This is a genomic window from Pseudarthrobacter sp. TE9888, assembly GCF_056279345.1.
This window is the reverse complement of sequence record NZ_JBWBRD010000002.1, coordinates 1745878-1767160: the sequence shown is the minus strand read 5'-3', so window position 1 is coordinate 1767160 and position 21283 is coordinate 1745878. Positions and strand designations below refer to the sequence as shown.

The window sequence follows — 21283 nt, the reverse complement described above, 5'->3', positions numbered from 1 at the left end:
GGAAATCCGGGCCTTCTGGTCTTCTGAACCCATCGATTGCTCCGTAACTGCCGTTATGGCGCCCCAAAACGGCAGTTACGGAGCAATCGATGGTGGGTGGGGGGAAGGTGGGTGGTGGGTTCGGGGATGGTGAGTGGGGGTGGGTCGGTAGGTCAGGACGTGGCTTGCCGGACGAGTTCGCGGCCGTAGTCGTTGCCGTTCGGGGTGCGGACCACGGTGTGCATGTGGAACGGGGCGGGCTCGTCGTTGCTCAGGAACACGCCGGTGTGGTGGTCCAGTTCCAGCACGACCACAGGGCTCTGGACCCGGACGTAGAACGCTTCCTCCCCTTCCCAGCCGCCGATCCAGCTGAAGAATGTTTCGCCGTAGTGTTCCTGGATCTCCCGGCGGCGGGCGGCACGGGGGCCGTCCGGCAGGTAGGCGATGAAATCCTCCACCACGGCGTCGAGCAGTTCCCGGGTTCCGGGCGGCATGTCGGCCACCCGGATGCCCTCGTACGGGATCACCCGGTTGTCCTGGAAGCAGCCGCCCAGGTGCCGTTCGTCGCCCGGGTGGAGGCGGCCCGCGGGCATGGCCGGGTCCACCATCTCCGCATAAACAACAGCACGGTCCCGCAGGTCCGCAGGCAGGGCGGCCATCAGCTGCCGGGCCAGGGCGATGCGCTCCTTGAACACCTTGACGCCCTGATGTGGGCCGGCGTCGATCATGTCCGGCTCTGCGCCCATGAACACCGGCGAGACCACCAGCTGCGTCCCGGCCACCAGGCAGTTCAGCGCCGCGTGGTGGCCGAACAGCTGCCACCCCCACGGCTCCGTCTCAGACGGCTCCCCATACAGCGCGAAGTTGTAGCTGAACTCGTTCATGAGCAGCGGCAGCTCCACCAGGTCACCCAGGAAGCCGTTGATCCGCATCAGGTTCCGCACCAGTTCAAAGCCGGCCGGGCTCAGCGAAGCCTCCACCACGCCCAGCACCGCATCCCGGACAGGAAGATCCAGCTCGTCCAGCCGCAGCCCGGTGTCGTGCTGCATGAACTCGGGGTTGGCCCAGCTCTGCCACTCCGGCGCGTCCACGGCGTAGCAGAGCTTCCCGGCCTGGTCCGCTGTGAGAGTGCCCAACAGCTTCCGCGCCGCAGCCACCATGTCAGCGGTCGGTGCTTCCTCCCCGGGCCGGGCAGGCGCCAGCGGGTAGAGGCCTTCCCGGCGGACGCCGTCGCTGGTGATCCCCGTGAACGGCTGCGGATAGAGCTTCCGCCAGCCCTCGATCATGGGCCCGGCGAACGCATCGGCCTTGGCGGCCTCGGCGTATTCGCGGGCGTCCAGCCCGCGGATGGCCGCCACGCGGGGGTGGTCCGGGGCAAAGAGGAAATCACGGAATGACGGCGTCGACACGGGCGCTCCTGGTCTCGATGGAAGGTGCAGGTTCTTCAGGACGTGCGGAAGGAAAAGCGGTCGCCCAGCCCGCGGCGGCGGACAGCGCGGCGGCGGCCTCCACCGGGGAGCTGCCGCGCCAGGCCACATGCTGGTCCGGACGGACCAGCAGTGTAGTCGCGCCCCACAGGTCCGCAAGGTGCGTGCCGTCGTCGGAAGGCCCGACCACGGCGACGGTCACCGGGATGCCCTGCCGGGCACCGGCTGTCAGGACCGGCTCGAAAACTTCGGCGGCGTCCACCCCGCCCAGCGATCCGGCGTCGGCCAGCAGTGTGAAGCCCGCGCCAAGGGCGCTGTAAAGGGACCGGGAATCCGCCAGCCAGGCGTGGGGCAGCAGGGCCCCCGGAGCAGCGGACGGGACGTAACGGATGGGGTCCTCGTCGGGGAGGGCCGAACCGTCCGGCACCACCACTGATGAACCGCCGTAGTCGTAGCCCAGCACCAGGCCCAGGGAATCGAACTCGCTCTGCTTCACGGCGAGGACCCGGTGCGCAGCCCCGCGGGCGGCATCTCCCGCAGGGCCGGTCGCAACCAGGTCCGGGTCTGCGAAGTGGTAGGCCAAAGCCTTGCCGTTGGTGGCGGCGTCGCGGATGGTGCGTGCAGCCACCGGCCGGCGCTCTGCCCCGTAGCTGGCGAGGAGTCCGGGGCCGGCCCAGCCGTTGATGGTGGCGGCGAGCTTCCAGGCCAGGTTGGCGGCGTCGCCAATGCAGGTGTTGAATCCGTGGCCGCCCCAGGGCGGGTTGAGGTGCGCGGCGTCCCCCACCAGGAAAACCTTGCCGCGGCTGTATTCGGGAGCCAGCAGCATCCGGGCCGTCCAGGGGTCGGTGGCCACCACCTCGATGTCCATGTCCGAGCCCACCAGGGAGCGGACCATCGCTGCCGCGTCCCCGGCAGTGACCGTCACGGACGGATCCACGCCTTGGACAATAGCCCACCACGTGCCGTCGCGGTCCATGGGTCCCACCATGCCGGAGGTCTCCGAGCCCACCACCCAGTACTGCACCGCAGGATCCAGGGAGACAGCGGACGCCAGCGACTTCGAGCGGAAGAGGATGCTGATGTTGGACAGCTCGGCGGAGCCGCCCTCCAGCCGCAGCCCCAGGCTGCGGCGCACGGCGGAGGACCCGCCGTCGGCCCCGATGACGTACTCCGCGTCGATGGTGCGTTCGGCACCTTCGGGATCCCCAACGACAACGGCGCAGGGTGCCGTGGCGGCCCCGCCATCCGGGACGCTCACGCCAGTGACGGTCCAGCCGGCCAGGAACGTCACCAGCGGGTGGCTTTCGACGGCGGCCCGGAGCACCTCCTCGAGGATGGGCTGCGGTACCTGCTGGCCGCACTCCGGCTGCGGCCCGTACCGGCCGGGAACCAGCTGGAAAGCGTTGCGGAACCGGCGCAGCTCGTACGCGGAAGGCCCGGTGAGGCCGGTGCAGAAGATGACGTCCTGGGCGTACTCCACGGGCAGGGGCGCCGCGTCCCGGAGGACCTCGGCGAGGCCCAGCCGGCGCAGGTGGGTCATGGTGCGGGCGTTGGTGGTCTTGGCACGCGGCCGGGTGTGGTCCAGCGCTTTCCGCGGTTCGATGACGGTGCTGGGCACACCGCGGGAGGCGAGGTCCAGGGCCAGGAAGAGTCCGCTCGGGCCGCCGCCGGCGATCAGGACCTGAGCCTCCGCCGGTAGGTCCGCCGCGGTAGGGAAGGCGTTCATCAGGCACGGCTCCGGAGGGAGATGTCGCCCACCGGCGTGGTCAGGGTGCCGAGCTTCTCGATCTCCACTTCGACGGTGTCGCCGGGCTGCAGGAGCCATTGCGGGGTGCGGGCGTAGCCCACGCCTTCGGGGGTGCCGGTGGCGATGACGTCGCCCGGGTGCAGGGTGAAGGTTTCGCTGATGAGCGAGATGATGGCCGGCACGGAGAAAATCATGTCCCGGGTGTTGCCGTTCTGGACTTCGATCCCGTTGACGCGGGTGCGGACCTGGAGCCCGTCGCGCAGGTCGCCCACCTCGTCGCGGCTCACCACGGGACCCAGGGGGCCGCTGAAATCGCCGTTCTTTCCCAGGGTCCACTGCGAAGTGAGCTTCTGGGCCCTGCGGGAGGTGATGTCGTTGAACGTGGAGTAGCCAAAGACGGCATCCGCGGCGGTGTCCTCGTCGGCGGACTCCACGCGGCGGCCGATGTAGGCGGCCACTTCGCCTTCCCAGTCCAGCCCTGCCTCGCCCGCCGGGACCGGGACCGGGACGTTGCCCACGGACAGGGAGGCTGTCCACCGGGCGAACAGGGTGGGGTACGGCGGGAGTTCCTGGTCCTTGAAGCTGCCCTCGGCCACGTGCGCCTTGTAGTTCAGCCCCACGCAAATCACCCGCGCGGAGGCGGGGACCAGCGGCACCTCGGTGACGCTGCCGCGCTTGAGCCAGCCCTCGCCGTCGGACGCTTCAGCGTGTGCCGCGCCGGCAACCAGGGCTGCTGCCTTGTCCTGCCAGCCCTCGGCGTCGGCCCAGAAATCGTCGGCCGGCGTGAGCGGGAGGACCCGGGAGCCGGCGAGCGCCGCTGCCCAGGGTCCGCCGTGGTGGGTGATGCCGATGAACTGCATGGGAGGCCTTTCGGTCTGGTCCGGGGTGCGCGTATTGCCCCGGCATGGTGGTGGGAAATCAGTGCTGTTCCGACTGGCGGCAGAGGAAATCGATGGTGGCGGCAATGGCCTGCTCCGCGGCGCCGCTGTTGCCGTCCGGGCTGGCCCACATGTGGTCCGCGCCCTCCAGCAGGAGGAGTTCGACGGCGCTGCCCGCGCCTTCCAGCGCCCCGGCCAGGGAGGTGGACTGCGCCACCGGGACGAAGCGGTCCGCCGTTCCATGGATAAGGAGGAAAGGCGGGGCGCCCGCGTGGACGTAGCTGAGGGGGCTTGCGGCCCTCGCTTTGTCCGGGTCGTCGGCCGGCTGCGCGCCGATCAGCAGTGCTTCGCGGGATCCGGGATCATCCGCCCGGGCCACGGCGTCCGGCCGCGCCTGTGCGCCCATCCTGAGCAGGTCCGTGGGCGGGTACCAGGCCACGACGCCGGCAACGGAGTCGTCGTCCGGCGCGTCGTTTCCTGCACGGACCGGGAAATCCGCGGTCAGGCCCAGGAGGCTGGCCAGGTGGCCGCCGGCCGAGTCGCCCCAGGCGTAGATGCGGTGCGGGTCCACGCCGTATTCGGCCGCGTGGGTGCGGAGCCAGCGGACAGCTGCCTTGGCGTCCAGCAGCTGGGCCGGGAACGTGGCAACCGTGCTGAGCCGATAGTCCGCCGAGGCCACTACGAACCCGGCATCTGCCAACTGCTCGATGGGGCTGAGTCCGAAACCGTCAACAGCGGGGCCCAGCGAAGACCGCTCCCCGGTCCGCCAGCCGCCGCCGTGGAAGTGGACCACCGCCGGCCGGCCGCCCTGGCGCTTTCCTCCCGCGGGAAGGTAGAGGTCCAGCAGCAGCGGCTCCGCGTTCTGTGGCCGGGCGAACTCGATCCCCTTGAGGACCCGCCGTCCCGTCATCGTTGACTCCATGTGTAGCGCGCCGTTTCTGTGCTGTGTGTTGAAGCGTTGGTGAACTGCTCAAGGGCCCGCAACGGGCCCCCCGTTCATGGACTCAACTCTGTGCCATGGGCCGGGCTGCACGCGCCGCCAGTTTCACTGAATGAAACTCGTTCGCTCCGCGCTGGGTCCTGGCCGCGGCCGCTTGCTCGGGGTTGAACCTGACGCGGCGTCAGGTCCTACGGTGGGCGGTATGGAGCAACCGGAAGAACCCCGCTGGAGCACCGGCGAACTGGCCTCGGCCACGGGAGTCACCGTCAGGGCGCTGCACCACTACGACAACATCGGGCTGCTCCACGCCAGCGGCCGGACCGCCGCCGGCCACCGCCGCTACACGGAACCTGACCTGCGGCGGCTGTACAGCATCCGGACCCTGCGCAGCCTGGGCGTGCCGCTCGCCGAGATTGCACCGGCGCTGGACCAAGCGGGCGGGGATCCGGAGTCCCTGCAAAGACTGCTGCTGAGGCAGCTCGATGCCTTGCACCACCAGGCCCTTCAGCTGCAACAGCTCCAGCAGACAATCCGCGAGCTGCTTGCACGCCTCGGCAGGCAGGGGCACGCCGGGCCCGGCGATTTCGTGACTGTTTTGGAAAGGATGACCATGTTCGAGAACTACTTCACCGGGGACCAGCGCCGGGAGCTTGAGGAGCAGCGTGCCCGGCTGGGGAAGGAGGCAGCGGACGATTCACGGACGGAGTGGGCGGGCCTCGTGCAGGAAGGCCTGCGGCAGGTGGACGGGGGCATCCCCGCCGCCAGCTCCGAGGCCCGGGAGCTGGTGCGCCGCTGGGATGAGCTGGGCTCGCGTTTCCACAGCAGCGAGGGCACGAAGGAAGCCGCCCGCGCCATGTGGAACGAGAACAGCAACGAGTTGAGCCGGGCCCTGCCATGGACCGCGGAGCAGCTGCAGGCACTGGTGGCGCACCTCCAGGCGGCCCGGGAGGCGGTTCCCGAAGCCGGCCCTTAGCTGACCAGGATCTGGGTGGCCGATTCCTTCAGTTTGCCGTTGGCCCACTTCATCTGGCGGATGGTCTGCGGGTGGCACTTCTCCGCCAGGGCCAGGAGGTTCTTGTCCTTCATCCCCTGGGCGGCCTGGGCCAGCAGTTCCCAGTCCGCTGACACCCCGCAGGCCTTCAGGTACAGCTCGCGGAGGTCGCGCAGCAGCAGCATGCCGGTTTCGGGGCGCCGGCCCACCACCTCGCTGCCCTTCTCCCGGATGGTTTCCATCAGCCCGGCCTCACCGCGGGGCTCCGGGTCCAGGTTTTGGCCGTAGTTCTTGGCAATGTCCGCGATGTCGCGGACGTGCTGCTGCGACCAGCGGGCCAGGTCCCGGGCCAGGTGGTAGATCTCGTGGTCCACCTTGTGCCGGTCGGAGATAACCAGTAGATGGTGCGCCAGGTCGTTCTCGGAGCGGTGCATTTCCTCCAGTACCAGCCCGAATTTCATCGTGCCCCTCCTGCCGTGCCGGTTGCCTCGTCCGCCAAAGCGGTGGCGATGCCCTTGGTCCTGGCGTCTTCCGGGAAGTCGCCGGCGGGTGCCGACGCCGTGGTGGTGGGCGCCGGAGAGGGCCCGTCGCCGCCGGAAACCCGGGTGATGCGTGCTGCAGCCGTCTTGAAGATGGGCTGCTTGGATGCCGCATCCCAGTCGGTGATGGTCAGTTCGTTCGCCGCCCTGCCGGCGCCGTCCGGCTGGTGCCCGCCGTCGGTGTCCCAGTAGCCGTAATGAAAAGGCAGGAACAGCACGCCGTTCCGGATGCCGCTGATCCGCACCTTGGCACGGACCGAACCGCGGGGCGTCGCCACCTCGGCAAGGTCGCCTTCGGCGATCCCGTACGCGCCGGCGTCGTCCGCGGACAACTCAACCCACACGTCAGGCGCGGCCGCCTGCAGCTCCGGAGCCCGTCCCGTCTTGGTGCGGGTGTGGAACTGGTAGAGCGTGCGGCCTGTGATGAGCTGGAGCGGGAAGTCCTGGCTGGGCAGCTCGTGCGGCGGCATGTATTCGGCGGCCTTGATGATGGCCTTGCCCTCCGGGTTCAGGGCCTTGTACTCCGTGGGTTCCACGGGCGCACCGGTGATGAGGTCGCGGCCGTAGGTTTCGCAGTACTCGGGGTGCGCCCAGAATTTTCCGTCAGCGTAAATGCGTTCCGTGCCGTCCGGGTTCTCGTCGTTGCAGGGCCACTGGATTCCGGAGCCGCCGCGCAGTTTGTCGTAGGTGATGCCGGTGTAGTCGCAGGGCCGTCCCCGGGTGCATTCCTTCCAGGCCTCGAAGGCGGATTCGGGGTCGTGCCACTTGATCAGCGGCTGCCCGTCCTTGTCCTGCAGGCCCATGCGGTGGGCGTAGTCGATGAAGATCTCCAGGTCCGGCCGGGCCTCGCCCGGCGGGTCCACGGCCTTCTCGGAGAGGTGGACGGTGCGGTCCACATTCGTGAAAGTGCCGGTCTTTTCGCCCCAGGTGGCGGCGGGAAGGACGACGTCGGCCAGCTGGGCCGTCTCGGACAGGAAGATGTCCTGCACCACCAGGAACAGGCGGTCCTGTTCCAGGATGCCGCGGATGCGTGCCAGCTCGGGCAGCGAGACGGCAGGGTTGGTGCCGCTGACCCACAGCATCCGGATGGAACCGTCCTCCGCGTACCGCATCATCTGCATGACGTGCGTGGGCGGGGAGTAGTGCGGGATGGACATGGGATCGATGTTCCAGACCCTGGCCAGGTCCTGGATGTGCGCATCGTTGGACCAGTTCCGGAAGGCGGCAAGGTCGCCGTCGGCCCCGCATTCGCGGGTGTTTTCGGCGGTGGGCTGGCCGTTCATCTGCAGGATGCCGCAGCCGGGCTTGCCCAGCATGCCGCGGATGATGTTGACGTTGTTCACCTGGACGGCAGCCGCAGTGGCCTGGTTGGACTGGTAGAAGCCCTGCAGCACCGTGGACAGCAGCCGCTCCGCGTGGCCAATGATGCTGGCCGCCTCGGTGATCTCCTCCGCCGGGACGCCGCAGATTTCCGCCACCAGGGCCGGCGGGTAGTTCTTGACCTCTTTTTCGAGCTCCGGGTACCCCACGGTGTGCGCCTGGATGTACTCCTGGTCCACCCAGCCGTTGGTGATGATCTCGTGCAGGATGCCGTTCATGAGGGCCACGTTGGTGCCGGGCCGCGGCGCCAGGTGCATGGTGGCGGCCCTGGCCACGGGCGTCATGCGCGGGTCCACGCAGATGATCTTGGGCGGGTTGGGGCCGGCCAGCCGGTCCAGCATCCGGGTCCAGAGGACGGTCTGGGTTTCGGCCACGTTGTGCCCGTACAGGGCGATGACATCGGCGTGGTCCACGTCAGTATAGGAGCCGGGCTGCCCGTCGCAGCCGAAGGATTCCTTCAGCGCCTCGCCAGCCGTCGCCGTGCACAGCCGCGTGTTGCCGTCCACGTGGTTGGTGCCGATGCCGCCGTGGGCCATAGTGCCCAGGGTGTAGTACTCCTCGGAGAAGAGCTGGCCGGTGGTGTAGAAGCCAAGGGCGCTGGGGCCCTGTTCCGCGAGCAGCGCCTTGGACTTGTCCACGATGCGCTTCATGGCAGTGTCCCAGTCCGTTTCCACCAGCTTCCCGCCCTCACGGATAAGGGGTTTGGTGAGCCGGTCCGGGGAAGCGTTGGCCTGCCAGCCGTACAGGTCCTTCGGTCCCAGGCGGCCGTGGTTGACGCGGTCAACGGCCCGTCCCCGCACGCCGACGATCCTGTTGTCCTTGACGGCGATGTCCATGGCGTCGCCGTTGGAGTGCAGGAGCGAGGCCGTCTGGACCCACCGGTCCACGTCCTCCGGGGCCACGCCTTCGGCCAGGTGGGTATCCACCCTGACCGGCCAGTCAGCGCCGCTGCCGTACGGCGTCCGTGTCCCCCATGGTTCAGCTATCCGGTCAATCCGAGCCATCCGTCCATCTCCTTACAGGCACTGGCGGGCAACAACTGCGACGTTGTCCCTACCGGATTCCGTACCCGGAATGGCTTGCTGGAAACGGGCTTCTTAGGCTTGCTTGTCCTGCAGCGGGCGTCGTGCAAGCCAGGCGGCCACGATGGCCCCGGAGATGTTGTGCCACAGCGAGAAGACCGCGGACGGCAGTGCAGCCAGCGGGGTGAAGTGGGCGGTGGCGAGCGTCGCGGCCAGTCCGGAGTTCTGCATGCCCACTTCGAACGCGAGGGCGCGGCGTGCCTTGTCGTCCAGGCGGCCCAGCTTGCCGGCAAGGTAGCCAAGGCCCAGCCCGAACCCGTTGTGCAGCACCACGGCGAGGAACACGATGGCCCCGGCCTCGATGATCTTGTTGGCGCTGCCGGCCACCACGATGGCCACGATCAGGGAGATCACGACGGCGGACGCCCACGGCAGCGCGGGCAGCACCTTGGCGACGAGCTTCTTGAGGAAGACCCGGGCGAGGAGGCCGGCCACTACCGGCAGCAGCACGGTCTTGACGATGTCCAGGACCATGCCGGCGGCATCGATCTGCAGGTAGGAGCCGGCCAGGAACAGGACCAGCAACGGGGTGACGATCGGGGCGATCAGGGTGGAGACGGAGGCCACCGCCACGGAGAGGGCAACATCCCCCTTGGCCAGGAAGGCCATGACGTTCGAGGCCGTGCCTGAGGGTGCGCAGCCCACCAGGATCACGCCGACGGCCAGTTCGGGCGGGAGGTTGAGGGCGCCTGCGATCAGCCAGCCGGCGCCGGGCATGATGACGTAGTGCGCCACGATCCCCAGTGCCACGGCCCACGGCCGCTTGGCCACCGCCGCGAAGTCCGGCGGGGTGAGGGTCAGGCCCATGCAGAACATGATGATGCCCAGCAGGTAGGGCACGCTGGGGGCCATGGGTTTGAACATGCCGGGGAGCAGGAAGCCGAGGACACCTGCGACAACCACCAGGATGGGGAACACGGTCACCGCGATGCGGGCGATTTTGCTTTCCGCTTCGAGCGCGGGGTTGACGGGGGTTCCGTCCGAATTCTGGGGTTTAGTTGCCTCAAGCATCCAATCATGGTGGCACCGGCTGGTATGGTTCCGCCAATTGATGACCGTGAACGGTAACAACGGCGGAACCATACCGGGCGCCAGCCTCAGGCGGGATCAGCCTTTCAAAGCTGTTTCCGGAGTTCCATCTTCCGGATCTTGCCGCTGGCGGTACGTGGCATATCCTCCACCACCACCATGGACTTGGGGATCTTGTAGCGGGCAAGCCTACCGTCGAGGAAGCTGCGCAGCTGCTCCGCGGTCAGCGATTCCCCTTCACGAAGGGTCACGATCGCCTGCGGGACCTCGCCCCATTTGTCATCCGGGACGCCGATGACCGCCACGCTGCCCACGGCGCCGTGCTCGGAGATGACCGCTTCGACCTCGGCCGGGTAGATGTTCTCCCCGCCGGAGATGATCATGTCCTTGAGCCGGTCCGAGACGAACAGGAAGCCTTCCTGGTCCCGGTAGCCCATGTCGCCCGAGCGGAACCAGGCGCCGTCCGCATAGCTGGCGGCTGTGGCCTCCGGCCGGTTCCAGTACTCCTTGATCACGTTGGGTCCGGAGATCTGGATTTCCCCCACCTCGCCCTGGGCCACCGTGCCGCCCATGGGATCGGCGATCCGGACGTCCGTGAAGAAGTGCGGCAGGCCGGCCGAGCCCGCCTTTTCCCGTGACCTGTCCACGGGGAGCATGGTGACGCCGGGGGCTGTTTCGGTCATGCCGTAGCAGCTGGTGAAACCGATGCCCCGGTCCTCGTACGCGTCCAGGACCCGGCGGGGAATCGCCGAGCCGCCGCAGGTCAGCTTGTCCAGGGAGCTGAGGTCGGCCGCGGCCCAGCCTGGATCTTCGCAGAGCAACTGGAAGGTGGTGGGCACCCCGTTGAGGGTGGTCACCTTGTGTTCCTGGATGAGTTCCAGGACGCGGGCGGGATCGAACCTGGCCTCGAGGACCACGGTGGCGCCCTTGAGGAGCATCGGCAGCAGCCCCATGTCCAGGGACGCCACGTGGAACAGCGGCGAGATCATCAGCGCCACGTCGTTGCGGTTCAGGTCCATGTCCACAATGGTGTTGATGCAGTTCCACGTGATGTTTCCGTGCGTCAGCAACGCACCCTTGGGCTTGCCCGTGGTCCCGGAGGTGTACAGGATCATCGCACCGTCGTCGTGGCCCACGGCCACGTCGGGGTGTTCGGGCGCAGCTGCCTGCAGCGCCTCCCCGTACTGTTCCACCGTGACGGAGTGTACGACGGCGGCCGGCGCCGTGGCGGCGGAAGGTTCCGTCCCGCCGTCGGCCGTTATCACCAGGCGGTGGGTCACCGCCGTTCCGTCCAGGGCAGCGGAGGCGGAGGTTTCCAGGGCGCCGGCGTTGACCAGGATCCGGGCTCCGGAGTCCTGGAGCTGGAACTGCAGCTCCGGCGGTGCCAGCCGGGTGTTGAGCGGGACGAAGATGGCGCCGAGGAGGCCGCAGGCGAAGAACGTTTCCACGAACGAGGGGTGGTTCTCTCCCAGGTACGCCACCCGGTCCCCCTTGGCCACGCCCCGGTCGCGGAGCGCGTTGGCCAGCCGGTCGGTCCGTTCGGCAAGCTCCTCGTAGCTCAGGGTGCCCGCTGCTGACAGCAGGGCCGTCTTGGTGCCCGACTTGCGGCGGCGGCGCTGCAGCCAGGAGCCAACTCCGTTGTTGTCCATGGTTCTCCTAACGGACCGTGGTGAGGTCGTTGTTCTTAGATTCCCGCGTCAGGGCGATGAAGACAATCGAGACCAGCGCCATGACGGAGAGGAACACCACCACCGGGAGGATGTTCTGGCCGGAATCCTTGTAGAGGCCGGCGATGATGCCCGGGGTGAAGCCTGCGCCGATGAGGGTGGCCAGCTGGTAGCCCACCGCGGCGCCGGTGTAGCGGGAGGTGGTGCCGAACTGTTCGGACACGAACGCTGCCAGCGGCCCGTAGAGGGAGGAGTGCAGGATCAGCGCCACGGTAAAGGCCACGAACACCATGCCCACATTGCCCGAGCCGAGCATCCCGAACATCGGGAAGAGGTAGGCGATGAACAGGGCCAGGCCGGCGATCATCACGGGGCGGCGGCCGAACCGGTCCGACAGGCGGCCGCCCAGGAGGACGAAAACGATGGAGATGGCCGAGGCGCCGGCGAAGGCGTAGAGCACGCCCTGCTGGGGGGCACCCTTGGAGACGGCGTAGGTCACCGAGAAGGTGGGCAGCACCACCTGCAGGCCGAACCCGGCAGCCCCGGCGAACATGATCATGATCAGCGCCTTGGGCCGGCGGAGCACGTCCAGCAGCGGGATCTTGCGCTTGGCGCCCTGTGCTTCTTCCTTGGCCACGGCCTCGGCGAAGATGGGGCTTTCAGAAACCCGCAGGCGGACGAACATGCCCACGATCAGGAGTACGAAGGACAGCAGGAACGGCACGCGCCAGCCCCAGGCCAGGAAGGCGTCCTGCGGCAGGGCCGAGAAGACGCCCATCACCAGGGTGCCCAGCACGGCGCCGGTGGGGGCACCGGCGTTGACGAACGATGCCGCGAAGCCGCGCCGCTTGGGGTCCGAGTGCTCCAGCGCCATGAGCGCGGCCCCGCCCCATTCACCGCCGACGGCGATGCCCTGGCAGACCCGCAGCAGCACCAGGATGACGGCGCCCCACGGCCCGATCACGCCAGCGCCCGGAATCACGCCGATGAGGGTGGAGGCGATGCCCATCATGGCCATGGAGATGATCAGCATCCCCTTGCGGCCCACCTTGTCACCGAAGTGGCCGAAGATCACGCCACCCAGCGGCCTGGCAACGTACCCGGCGGCAAAGGTGGCGTAAGCGGCGACGACGCCCACCCATTCATCCGTGCCGGCGAAGAAGACCTTGGGGAAGGCCACTGCTGCGGCCGTGGCGTAGAGCAGGAAGTCGTAGAACTCGATGGTGCTGCCCAGATAGCTGGACAGGATGACCGTGCGCGCTTCCTTGCGCTTGGCGGCCGTGCCCGCAGGTGCGAGCGTGATGTGTCCGGACATGGCTGTTCCTAAAGACGGAGGAATGTGGGGGTTTTTGGGGTTGCCTGAGGCGGCGGCGCCGGGGCGTGCCGCCTGGGGTTGGGGAACTGTTGTTCCCTGCGGGTGCTTTCTTGTTAAAGCGGCTTACTTGTAGAAGCGGGCCAGGAATTCGGCCACGACGGCGGGTCGTTCCTGGCCTTCGATCTCGATGGTGGCGTTGACCTTGATCTGGGCGCCGCCCTTGACCTCGGTGACGTCGGCGATGGTGGCCTGCATGCGGACCTTGGAGCCCACTTTCACGGGAGACGTGAAGCGGACCTTGTCCAGGCCGTAGTTCACCTTGGTGGTGACGCCTTCGACGTCGAACAGCTCGCCCCAGAACGGGATGATCAGGGACAGCGTGAGGAAGCCGTGGGCGATGGGGGCGCCGAAGGGGCCGTCCTTGGCGCGCTCGGGGTCGGTGTGGATCCACTGTTGGTCGTCCGTGGCGTCCGCGAACTGGTTGATCTGGTCCTGGGTGATCTGGCGGTAGTCGGTGGTGCCGAGGTCCTTGCCGGACAGGGTGAGCAGGGTGTCGAAATCGACGACGAGATTGGGCATCGTTGCCTCCTGGGCTGGTGTGTGGTTGTGGTGCTGTGCAGGTGTTGCAGGGCTTAGCGGGTGAAGGCGCTCTCGCCGGTGAGGGCGCGGCCGATGATGAGGGCGTTGATCTCGTGGGTGCCCTCGTAGGAGTAGACGGCCTCGGCGTCGGCGTGGAAACGCGCGACGTCGGTTGCCAGGGTGATGCCGTTGCCGCCCACTACTTCGCGGGCCAGGGCTACGGTGTCGCGCATGAACAGGGACGTTTGCATCTTGGCCAGGGCGGAGTCCTGGTCGCGGTAGATGCCTTTGGCCTGCTGTTCCGTGAGCCTGACCACCAGGGAGAGGCTGGCAGTGACGTTGCCGAGCATGCGGGCCAGTTTCTCCTGGACCAGCTGGAAGGAACCGAGGGTCCGTCCGAATTGCCGGCGTTCGTTGACGTAGGCGAGGGCGGCCTCGAAAGCGCCGGCGGCGATGCCGGTGGCGATCCAGGCGACGTCCGAGCGCATGGCCCGGAGCATTGCCGCCACATCCCGGAAGGAGTTGACGTTGTGCAGGCGCATGGCCTCGGGGACCCGGACACCGGTGAGGGTGATGTGGGCGTTCTGCATCATCCGCAGCGAGGTCTTGCCCTGGATTTTCTCCAGGGTGACGCCGTCGGCGGTGCGGTCCACGAGGAAGGCCTTGACCTGCCCGTCCGCGGTGTCCCGGGCGAAGACTGCGAGGACGTCCGCGGTGGCTGCGCCGCCGATCCAGCGCTTGGCGCCGTCAAGGATCCAGCTGCCGTCGGCCTGCCGCCGGGCTGTGGTGGAGAGTCCGCCGGCGATGTCCGATCCGGATTCCGGTTCGGTCAGCGAGAAGACGCCTTTGAGCGAGAAGTCGATGACCTTGGGCATCCATTCGGCCTGCTGTTCCGGCGAGGCGCCAACGCGGATGGCGGTGCGGAACAGGCCGGCCTGGGCGGTGTACCAGGTGGCCAGGGACGCGTCCGTGCGGGCAAGTTCGAAGATCCGGAAGCCCTGGTAGATGCCGCGGGCCGGACTGTGTTCCGCACCCGCGGCGCCGGTGAGTTCGGCTGGTTCCATGAGGTCCAGGTCGATCAGCGGCCGGGCGAGCTGCTCCGGAAACTCGCCGCGTTCCCAGTACTCGGCCAGGAGTGGCCTGGCTTCTGAATCGAGGAAGGACCGCAGCCGGGACAGGACCTGGCGCTCGTCGGGCGTGAGGAGGGACTCGGCGTCGTACCAGTCCGCTGCTTCGTAGAGCCGGGCACCCACAGCGGCCTCCGGCGTCGTCAGCGTGCCCATCTCAGCCACCCAGCCCGAGGAGGCGGACCGCGTTGTCTTTGAGGATCTTGGGCCGGACCTCGTCCTTCAGCGGGAGGTCCGCAAAGGCCCCGAGCCACTTTTGCGGGGTGATCAGCGGGAAGTCGGTGCCGAACAGCACCTTGTCCTGGAGGTAGGAGTTGGAGGCCTTAACCAGCGATTCCGGGAAGTACTTGGGCGACCAGCCGGAAAGGTCGATGAACACGTTGGCCTTGTGCGTGGCGATGGAGTTGGCCTCGTCCTGCCACGGCACGGACGGGTGGGCCATGATGATCTGCAGGCCCGGGAAGTCCGCAGCCACGGCGTCCAGGAGCAGGGGGTTGGAGTAGGCCAGCTTGATGCCGAAGCCGCCGGGAAGGCCCGCGCCCATGCCGTTTTGGCCGGTGTGGAAGATGGCGGGCAGGCCCAGTTCCTGGAGGGTTTCCCAGAGCGGGTAGAACCGCTCGCTGGAGGGGTCGAAGCCCTGCAGGGAGGGGTGGAACTTGAATCCGCGGGCGCCGAGTTCGATTGCCTGGTGCTTGGCGCCGGCGATGGCGTCCTCGCCGGTGCGCGGGTCCACGCTGCCGAACGGGATCAGGACGTCATTGTTCCGGGCAGCACCGGCGATGAGTTCGGGGATGCTGTTGGGCTCGTGCTTGAGCTGGGTGCGGGCGTCCACGGTGAAGACGACGGCGGCCATGTTCAGTCCGCGGTAGACCTCGGCGATGCGGTCCAGGGAAGGGGCGCGGTCCTCGGCCTTGAAGTATTTGGCCGAGGCTTCGGTCAGTTCCTCCGGCAGGGAGCCGTGGCCGCAGCTGTCCACCTCGAGGTGGACGTGCATGTCGATGGCATCGAGCCTTGCCGGGTCTATGCCCAGTTCGTAGCGGTCGGCCATGGTCAGCGGGCCTCGGCGGGCTGTGCGGGCTTCAGGTCCTCCGGCAGCGGGAGGAATTCCTCGCCGTAGCTCTGGAGCGTTTCGGCGGTGAACAGCTGGCCGGCGTTTTCCTGCAGCGCCTCGTAGCTCCAGCCGCCCTCACGGTACTGGGTGGTGGCCGCTTCCGGGTGGGTCCAGACCTGGAGCCGGTCACCGCCGGCGCCGATGGCCTGGCCGGTGATGTTGGCGGCCTCGTCGGAGGCGAGGAAGGCAACCAGCCCGGAGACGTCGTCGGCCGTTCCAAAGCCCAGGTCGTGGCGGAAGAAGGACGGCATGGCCTCGCCGCGCTCGTCCGCCTCCACGGCCTTCTGAAAGTAGGGCACGGTCTTGGTCATGGCGGTGGCGGCGACGGGGATGACGCTGTTGACCGTCACGCCGGCCTTCTTCATTTCCAGCGCCCAGGTGCGGACCATGCCCACGATGCCTGCCTTAGCGGCGGCGTAGTTGGTCTGGCCGAAGTTGCCGCGCTGGCCGGTGGGCGAGCCGATGGTGATGATGCGGCCCTGGACGTTGTGTTCCTTGAAGTAGGCGTAGGCCTCGCGGACGCAGGTGAAGGTGCCCTTGAGGTGGACGTTGATCACCAGGTCGAAGTCCTCGTCCGTCATCTTGAGCAATGACTTGTCGCGGAGGATCCCGGCGTTGGTGACCAGGATGTCCAGGCCGCCGAAGGCGTCCACGGCGCCGGCCACCAGGGCCTTGGCTGCATCGGTGGTGCCCACCGGAACCACCACTGCGGTGGCGCGGCCGCCGTCGGCCTCGATTTGGGCGACGGCCTGCGCGGCCGTGTCGGCGTTCACGTCGTTGATGACGACGGCGGCACCCTGGCGGGCGAGTTCCCTTGCGTAGGCAAGGCCGAGGCCCTGCCCGCTGCCGGTGACGATTGCAACCTTGCCGTTCAAGCTCATGGCCTGCTCCTTCGCATGCGCCGGCCGAAGCCGTTGGGGTGGTCCCACTGCGGTGTGAGATCCTTGTTGAAATCAATGAAATTACGGATCATTGAAAAAGTCAACGATTGTTTTTTACACCGGAGTTGTGATGGCCACCTTGGGCACCGAAGTTCAGACCCCCCGCCTTGCGGCAGCCAGGATCGGCAGTGATGTGGGCCTGCTGCTCGCCAAGCTGCACGCCGCCGGCTCGGTGCTGAACAACAAGGCCCTGGCTGACTTCGGGCTGCGCGAGCGTTCCTTCTCCATCCTGACGCTGGCGTGCAGCGGGCTGGAGCCGACGCAGCGGGAACTGGCGGACTTCCTCAGCCTGGACCCCAGCCAGGTGGTCACCCTGGTGGACGACCTGGAACGCCGCGGCCTGGTGGAACGGGCGCAGGGCAAGCAGGACCGGCGCGCCAAGATCATCGTGTCCACGGCCGAGGGACGCAAAATGCATGCGAAGGCCCGCGCCGCGATGGACGAGGCCGAGCTGAACCAGCTGGCCGGGCTGTCCGGTGAGGAGCCGCAGGAATTGAAGCGGCTGCTCCGGAAAGCTCTATGGGGCGCTTCGGAGTAGGCAGCTGTTTTTTGGGTTTAACTGCACGAGCTTGGGGCAACGCCGTGAACCCGTTCGAGGACCATTAAGGCGTCTCACATTCCAAGGGTTTCGAGACAATCTGGAGCGTTGCGGTTAGGGCACCTTCACCGTGCATTTCATCGTGCGGGGTAAACGTGCATGTGGTGTCAGCAACGGTTGCGATACAAGAATCCATACCTGACTGCGCGGTAAACGACCGGCTTACGGGCGGTGCTTCGACTGCGTAGGACGCCTGACCATGTCAAGCCTTTTGGCCCCATTCAGGACGTTATCCGGCCACCGCGATATATGGTCAGGAATAAGGTCCTCAAAACTCCGTAGGTGCGACCAGTCGATGGAAGGTGCGTCATCAAGACTCTCCGGGCGATCAAACGTCTCTTTACAGAATTGCCCCAACCAGCCAGGGCCTTCTACTGGTGCTTCATCTCGCTTTTCTTGGGGACCTTCCTTCTTGGCGTCATAACCAGGGTGAACTGGGTTGCCATCGGTGTGAGCATAGCTGGGCTGTTCTTGTTCCTGTTTGGGCTGCACGTGTTCCGAGATATCAACGGAACCGCGAGCACGTGGTCGAGGGTTTATAGGGAGAGCCGTGGAATCAGGCCTGAGGGCTTCACATTCGCCGACGTCCCGACGATTAAGCGCATGGGATTTATGTACATGCTCATGGGCGTATTTTTCGCAGTCGGAGGGATCGGGTTTTCTTTATCATGACCCAGGACGCGGCAGGGGCGCCGCATAAGACAGGTCAAGCGATAACCGCTCCTAAGCGTCCGTAAGGCGATCCATTACCGGGCGCCGTTGTCTCCAACGGCGCCCGCAAGCCGATCGTTTACCGGTCCTTGCTTTCCAGAACACGAAGGTTTCGCCTAGCCAAGTCGCTCAGGTGGTCTTTCCGTGAATGCAGCCGCCAGGTCTCAGGGCCCTAGGCTAGTGCTGACCACGTATGACAGGGGGTAAGGCTTGGGCACCGTAAAAGCAGTGGATGCTCACTATGAGATTCATTTCGGCGGCGAGCCGGAGTACTGGAAATTTAATGACCATCCAGAAATGGTCGGAGTTCTCGAATGGCCCAAAGGAGTATCACTAAAGCCATTTCACCTCTACGCGACGCTTGCCTTCATGGCTTAGTTCACGGTCCGCTGAACCACAACCATGGGTTCGAGCTCTACACATGCGTGGCGGCAGGAACAGATGACGTTAGGTTGTCATTTGGCCTGATGGCCAACTATGTAATCGCCGAGCAAATCGTCCTGGAAGCCGGCCATATGGTTACACCGGCAGATGAGCGTATCCTCGACGGCCGCGACTTTAGATCATGGCTAATGCTCGAAAGAGCAGATGATTTCATCCCGCCCCTTCGGCTCGACAACGGTCACCACGTGGTCTTCCTGGACGCCACACCGGTCTTCCCTGAAGAAGCCCGGACCGTGAAGGAACACGGATTGGACGCCTTGTTTGAAGTCTGGGACCAGGATCCACCCAGACTCTCCGACATGAACCGCGAACTCCCACGCCCGCTGCGTGCGTAGTGCACTTCTAGCTGAATCCCCCGCCCGTTGAACGATCCCTTATCGGGCCCGGCGGCAAGTCATTGGCCCAGTTCTTCTCCGGACGGCCAGGTTGTGTAGCCCAGGGCTCTCTCTGACCGGTACTTGGGGATAGCCAGAAACGCTGCACACCCCATGACAGCGAGTTCGAGAAACAGGACCGCAGAAACCAGGTAAAAAAGCCATTGCGGGAACCAAGTGCTCCTCGTGGATGTTGCGAATGCTCCCACCATGAAAACCGGGAGCGTTCCGAAGAGGATCCTGGTGCCGTAAAAGGTGATTAGCCGATAGTTTCCGGCCGCTGGTTGTACCGGCATGGCCTTCCATCTCGTTCTTGGTATCACCTGGATGTCCTGGCTTGTCATCTGGTCCTTCACCTGACATGTAGCGCTAGTTGTAAATCGGCGATGGTTGCCGGTTCTCTCCGCTGATCTTCGCTCAGCGACGTTGCCTCGGCAAGGGCGTGCCGCGGGCGGTAAAGGATCCTTCGCCGGGCACCCGAATCCCGTAGGAAAGTAAGTTGTGCGCCCGCCGGCATGATCATTGTCCTGCAGGCGGGCTGATCCGTCAGGCGCGTTCTACTGGGAGCCACAATTCGCAGCTCGCTGTGCTGAAGTCGGCGGCGCGATCAAGGACTGCCACGATCGAGGGGCCCGGGCGCAGTCGCCACGGGTTGGACGGGAACCAATCGGTGGCAGTGGAGGCCCAGACGGACTGCAGAACCGCCGGGTACGCCCCTTCGGTGTGGAACACCGCCCAGATGCCCGCGGGGACCTCGATCGCGTCGAGCTCCTCGGGCACCGTTGTAGTTTCGGTGACGGCGACGCCATGGAGGTAGGTCAGCTCGCTGCCCTCCGTGTAGTCCGGGTCGACGTCGGCGCTCACCTGGAGCAGGCCAGCGGGGTCTGTGTTGTTCAATTCCTTGAGCCGGGCGTGCTCTGCTGCTGGTAGTGAGGCGATGTGCGCCTGGATTTGCGGGTTTGGGCCGTGGTAGATAAGCGCCACGCGGGCCGAATGGCCGATGAGTCGGAATGCCGGCCGATCTGCGATACGAGTGTCCATTGTGGTGTTCCCTTCTAGGGTCAGGCGGAACCTGAGCTGCGGTTGCGTGCGAAGGGGGCCTCCGTCCCGGCGCACGTCGCCGGGGCCGACGCCATGCACTGATCGGAATGCCCGACTGAAAGCCTCGGTCGAGCCGTAGCCATACCGCACTGCGATTGCCAGCAGCTCGCCCTTTTCGAGAACCTCCGTTGCAGCCATCGTCATGCGGCGCCTGCGGACGTACTCGGAGAGCGGCATACCGGCCAGCGACGAGAACATTCGGCGGAGGTGGTACTCCGTTGTGCCGAGACTGACAGCCAAGTCATCAATATCGATCTCCTCAGTGAGGTGACCGTCGATGAAATCGACGAGTTGATTGAGCGCTGAGATCACGGTTCCCCCTTCGACTACAAGCCTGCCCGTCTGGTTCACGTCGCACCCTACTATTGCGGTCCGATTCGATCGCCGCTTAACTGCAGACCGTCCGTAAGCCGGTCCTCTATCGGGACAACCAGGTGCTGGCCTGCGGCTTTGTGAAGCCGCAGGTCAGGGTGTCCCGTATACCCCGCCCGCAAAACTGCCCGGTGAAGGTGCCCTATTCGCTACACACAAAGTTGCCTCGGATCCCTAGGGTTTTGAGACACCACACAAAGGCTGAGGCCCTGCAGCACACGGCTGCGAGTAGAGGCTTAGGGCCGCCGGAACCTATGAGGCCTGGGCGCCGGGCCTGACCCGATAATCACGACCGCGAGCACACGAACATGACGGTCCGGATGCGCCGCTCTGCGAGGTTGTCCACCTGGTTGGCTGTAATCTGCGCGAAGCTGTCGCCAAGGAAGGTCGCGAAGGTCACCGGTGGTGGCCCTTTCCGCTGGATTTTGGCACGCATGCGCTGGAACCAGGAAAGGCTTTCGTCCGAGGAGTCGACCTCCGAGATGACGTCAAAACCTGCCGAAGGGAGGAGACGGCGCATGTCCTCCAGGGTCGCGGGAAAGCTCGTTGAGGGGTCGGCGGCCCACGGCACAGGGTAATGCGCCTCGCCGCCTTCACCCTGCAGCACGTCGTAAACCACCAACCTGCCGCCGGGCCGCAGGACCCGGAAGGCCTCGGCATACAGCGCGTGCTTGTTCCGGGATGTTCGTCCCCACATGCACGGTCATTGCGGCATCCAAAGACTCGTCCGGAAGGCCGGTGGCTGTGGCGTCCCCAACGTGGAAGCGGGTGCGGCCGGACAATCCTGTCCACTCCGAAAACGCCGCCGCTACCTGGCAGAACTCCGGTGCCAGGTCCACCCCTGTCACCGTGCACCCCGTCACCTCGGCGAGCGTCCGGGCAGGGCCGCCCAATCCGCTGCCGAGATCAAGCACATGGGAGTCCGCGGTAAGGCCGAGTGCTTCGATGATT

General features: G+C 66.4%; 21 protein-coding genes. 5 read left to right on the top strand and 16 right to left on the bottom strand.

Translation table 11 applies throughout. The features are described from left to right. Positions 1-152: 152 nt before the first annotated feature. The 4 genes from ACZ9J7_RS08885 to ACZ9J7_RS08870 are packed head-to-tail and all read right to left on the bottom strand — an operon-like array spanning position 153 to position 4941. Complete coding sequence (locus ACZ9J7_RS08885; protein WP_476208725.1) at positions 153-1388, bottom strand: DUF3500 domain-containing protein; 1236 nt, start codon at positions 1386-1388, stop codon at positions 153-155. Then, on the bottom strand, positions 1366-3132 hold the full coding sequence (locus ACZ9J7_RS08880; RefSeq protein ID WP_476208723.1) for an FAD-dependent monooxygenase: 1767 nt from the start codon (positions 3130-3132) through the stop codon (positions 1366-1368). The genes ACZ9J7_RS08885 and ACZ9J7_RS08880 overlap by 23 nt, the downstream gene beginning before the upstream one ends. Next, the gene (locus tag ACZ9J7_RS08875; RefSeq protein WP_476208721.1) at positions 3132-4013 is read right to left on the bottom strand and encodes a fumarylacetoacetate hydrolase family protein; all 882 of its coding nucleotides are present in this window, start codon (positions 4011-4013) and stop codon (positions 3132-3134) included. Before ACZ9J7_RS08875 ends, ACZ9J7_RS08880 begins: the two co-directional genes overlap by 1 nt. 58 nt (positions 4014-4071) lie before the next feature. Further along, positions 4072-4941 carry an alpha/beta hydrolase fold domain-containing protein gene (locus ACZ9J7_RS08870; RefSeq protein WP_476208719.1) on the bottom strand — a complete coding sequence of 290 codons (870 nt, stop codon included), beginning with the start codon at positions 4939-4941 and terminating at the stop codon, positions 4072-4074. A 232-nt stretch (positions 4942-5173) separates the two neighbouring features. Here ACZ9J7_RS08870 and ACZ9J7_RS08865 point away from each other — a divergent pair, with 232 nt between their 5' ends. Next, complete coding sequence (locus ACZ9J7_RS08865) at positions 5174-5944, top strand: MerR family transcriptional regulator (RefSeq protein ID WP_476208717.1); 771 nt, start codon at positions 5174-5176, stop codon at positions 5942-5944. On the opposite strand, the gene ACZ9J7_RS08860 is transcribed toward ACZ9J7_RS08865, so the two are convergent. The 9 genes from ACZ9J7_RS08860 to ACZ9J7_RS08820 all read right to left on the bottom strand — a co-directional run bounded on the left by ACZ9J7_RS08860 (position 5941) and on the right by ACZ9J7_RS08820 (position 16672). Continuing rightward, positions 5941-6423 (bottom strand): hypothetical protein, encoded by a 483-nt coding sequence (locus ACZ9J7_RS08860; RefSeq protein WP_476208715.1) that lies wholly within the window; start codon positions 6421-6423, stop codon positions 5941-5943. The two genes, ACZ9J7_RS08865 and ACZ9J7_RS08860, sit on opposite strands and share 4 nt — an antisense overlap. Further along, positions 6420-8885: a molybdopterin oxidoreductase family protein gene (locus ACZ9J7_RS08855; protein WP_476208713.1), complete on the bottom strand. Its 2466-nt coding sequence runs from the start codon at positions 8883-8885 to the stop codon at positions 6420-6422. Before ACZ9J7_RS08855 ends, ACZ9J7_RS08860 begins: the two co-directional genes overlap by 4 nt. A gap of 93 nt (positions 8886-8978) precedes the next feature. Then, entirely contained in the window at positions 8979-9974 is a 996-nt protein-coding gene (locus ACZ9J7_RS08850; RefSeq protein ID WP_476208711.1) for a bile acid:sodium symporter family protein, read from the bottom strand. A gap of 104 nt (positions 9975-10078) precedes the next feature. Next, positions 10079-11641, bottom strand: coding sequence for an o-succinylbenzoate--CoA ligase (gene menE / locus ACZ9J7_RS08845; RefSeq protein ID WP_476208709.1), 1563 nt, complete (start codon positions 11639-11641; stop codon positions 10079-10081). A gap of 7 nt (positions 11642-11648) precedes the next feature. Continuing rightward, positions 11649-12974 carry an MFS transporter gene (locus ACZ9J7_RS08840; RefSeq protein WP_476208707.1) on the bottom strand — a complete coding sequence of 442 codons (1326 nt, stop codon included), beginning with the start codon at positions 12972-12974 and terminating at the stop codon, positions 11649-11651. A 123-nt stretch (positions 12975-13097) separates the two neighbouring features. Further along, positions 13098-13553, bottom strand: coding sequence for a MaoC family dehydratase (locus ACZ9J7_RS08835; protein ID WP_141183076.1), 456 nt, complete (start codon positions 13551-13553; stop codon positions 13098-13100). Positions 13554-13606: 53 nt separating this feature from the next. Continuing rightward, on the bottom strand, positions 13607-14836 hold the full coding sequence (locus ACZ9J7_RS08830) for an acyl-CoA dehydrogenase family protein (RefSeq protein ID WP_476208704.1): 1230 nt from the start codon (positions 14834-14836) through the stop codon (positions 13607-13609). A 1-nt stretch (position 14837) separates the two neighbouring features. Continuing rightward, positions 14838-15728 carry an amidohydrolase family protein gene (locus ACZ9J7_RS08825; protein WP_476208702.1) on the bottom strand — a complete coding sequence of 297 codons (891 nt, stop codon included), beginning with the start codon at positions 15726-15728 and terminating at the stop codon, positions 14838-14840. Between the two features lie 2 nt (positions 15729-15730). Next, positions 15731-16672, bottom strand: a complete 942-nt coding sequence (locus ACZ9J7_RS08820; RefSeq protein ID WP_476208700.1) for an SDR family NAD(P)-dependent oxidoreductase — start codon at positions 16670-16672, stop codon at positions 15731-15733. 130 nt (positions 16673-16802) lie between these two features. Here ACZ9J7_RS08820 and ACZ9J7_RS08815 point away from each other — a divergent pair, with 130 nt between their 5' ends. The 4 genes from ACZ9J7_RS08815 (at position 16803) to ACZ9J7_RS08800 (ending at position 18820) form a co-directional block, all read left to right on the top strand. Continuing rightward, entirely contained in the window at positions 16803-17270 is a 468-nt protein-coding gene (locus tag ACZ9J7_RS08815) for a MarR family winged helix-turn-helix transcriptional regulator (protein WP_476208699.1), read from the top strand. Positions 17271-17612: 342 nt separating this feature from the next. Then, positions 17613-18002 (top strand): hypothetical protein, encoded by a 390-nt coding sequence (locus ACZ9J7_RS08810; protein WP_476208697.1) that lies wholly within the window; start codon positions 17613-17615, stop codon positions 18000-18002. A 249-nt stretch (positions 18003-18251) separates the two neighbouring features. Next, complete coding sequence (locus ACZ9J7_RS08805; protein WP_476211914.1) at positions 18252-18419, top strand: hypothetical protein; 168 nt, start codon at positions 18252-18254, stop codon at positions 18417-18419. Beyond that, positions 18356-18820 carry a suppressor of fused domain protein gene (locus tag ACZ9J7_RS08800; protein WP_476208695.1) on the top strand — a complete coding sequence of 155 codons (465 nt, stop codon included), beginning with the start codon at positions 18356-18358 and terminating at the stop codon, positions 18818-18820. The genes ACZ9J7_RS08805 and ACZ9J7_RS08800 overlap by 64 nt, the downstream gene beginning before the upstream one ends. Positions 18821-19405: 585 nt before the next feature. Here ACZ9J7_RS08800 and ACZ9J7_RS08795 read toward each other — a convergent pair. The 3 genes from ACZ9J7_RS08795 to ACZ9J7_RS08785 all read right to left on the bottom strand — a co-directional run bounded on the left by ACZ9J7_RS08795 (position 19406) and on the right by ACZ9J7_RS08785 (position 21246). Continuing rightward, positions 19406-20272, bottom strand: a complete 867-nt coding sequence (locus ACZ9J7_RS08795; protein ID WP_476208693.1) for an AraC family transcriptional regulator — start codon at positions 20270-20272, stop codon at positions 19406-19408. Between the two features lie 346 nt (positions 20273-20618). Then, positions 20619-21029 carry a hypothetical protein gene (locus ACZ9J7_RS08790; protein WP_476211913.1) on the bottom strand — a complete coding sequence of 137 codons (411 nt, stop codon included), beginning with the start codon at positions 21027-21029 and terminating at the stop codon, positions 20619-20621. Next, complete coding sequence (locus ACZ9J7_RS08785; protein WP_476211821.1) at positions 20926-21246, bottom strand: SAM-dependent methyltransferase; 321 nt, start codon at positions 21244-21246, stop codon at positions 20926-20928. The genes ACZ9J7_RS08790 and ACZ9J7_RS08785 overlap by 104 nt, the downstream gene beginning before the upstream one ends. Between the last annotated feature and the right edge of the window lie 37 nt (positions 21247-21283).

Excerpts from the sequence above, each read along its gene's own strand:
- ACZ9J7_RS08880 (WP_476208723.1), bottom strand. The coding sequence starts at position 3,132 with ATGAACGCCTTCCCTACCGCGGCGGACCTACCGGCGGAGGCTCAGGTC.
- ACZ9J7_RS08875 (WP_476208721.1), bottom strand. The coding sequence starts at position 4,013 with ATGCAGTTCATCGGCATCACCCACCACGGCGGACCCTGGGCAGCGGCG.
- ACZ9J7_RS08870 (WP_476208719.1), bottom strand. The coding sequence starts at position 4,941 with ATGACGGGACGGCGGGTCCTCAAGGGGATCGAGTTCGCCCGGCCACAG.
- ACZ9J7_RS08865 (WP_476208717.1), top strand. The coding sequence starts at position 5,174 with ATGGAGCAACCGGAAGAACCCCGCTGGAGCACCGGCGAACTGGCCTCG.
- ACZ9J7_RS08860 (WP_476208715.1), bottom strand. The coding sequence starts at position 6,423 with ATGAAATTCGGGCTGGTACTGGAGGAAATGCACCGCTCCGAGAACGAC.
- ACZ9J7_RS08855 (WP_476208713.1), bottom strand. The coding sequence starts at position 8,885 with ATGGCTCGGATTGACCGGATAGCTGAACCATGGGGGACACGGACGCCG.
- ACZ9J7_RS08850 (WP_476208711.1), bottom strand. The coding sequence starts at position 9,974 with ATGCTTGAGGCAACTAAACCCCAGAATTCGGACGGAACCCCCGTCAAC.
- menE (WP_476208709.1), bottom strand. The coding sequence starts at position 11,641 with ATGGACAACAACGGAGTTGGCTCCTGGCTGCAGCGCCGCCGCCGCAAG.
- ACZ9J7_RS08840 (WP_476208707.1), bottom strand. The coding sequence starts at position 12,974 with ATGTCCGGACACATCACGCTCGCACCTGCGGGCACGGCCGCCAAGCGC.
- ACZ9J7_RS08835 (WP_141183076.1), bottom strand. The coding sequence starts at position 13,553 with ATGCCCAATCTCGTCGTCGATTTCGACACCCTGCTCACCCTGTCCGGC.
- ACZ9J7_RS08830 (WP_476208704.1), bottom strand. The coding sequence starts at position 14,836 with ATGGGCACGCTGACGACGCCGGAGGCCGCTGTGGGTGCCCGGCTCTAC.
- ACZ9J7_RS08825 (WP_476208702.1), bottom strand. The coding sequence starts at position 15,728 with ATGGCCGACCGCTACGAACTGGGCATAGACCCGGCAAGGCTCGATGCC.
- ACZ9J7_RS08820 (WP_476208700.1), bottom strand. The coding sequence starts at position 16,672 with ATGAGCTTGAACGGCAAGGTTGCAATCGTCACCGGCAGCGGGCAGGGC.
- ACZ9J7_RS08815 (WP_476208699.1), top strand. The coding sequence starts at position 16,803 with ATGGCCACCTTGGGCACCGAAGTTCAGACCCCCCGCCTTGCGGCAGCC.
- ACZ9J7_RS08800 (WP_476208695.1), top strand. The coding sequence starts at position 18,356 with ATGGCCCAAAGGAGTATCACTAAAGCCATTTCACCTCTACGCGACGCT.
- ACZ9J7_RS08790 (WP_476211913.1), bottom strand. The coding sequence starts at position 21,029 with ATGTGGGGACGAACATCCCGGAACAAGCACGCGCTGTATGCCGAGGCC.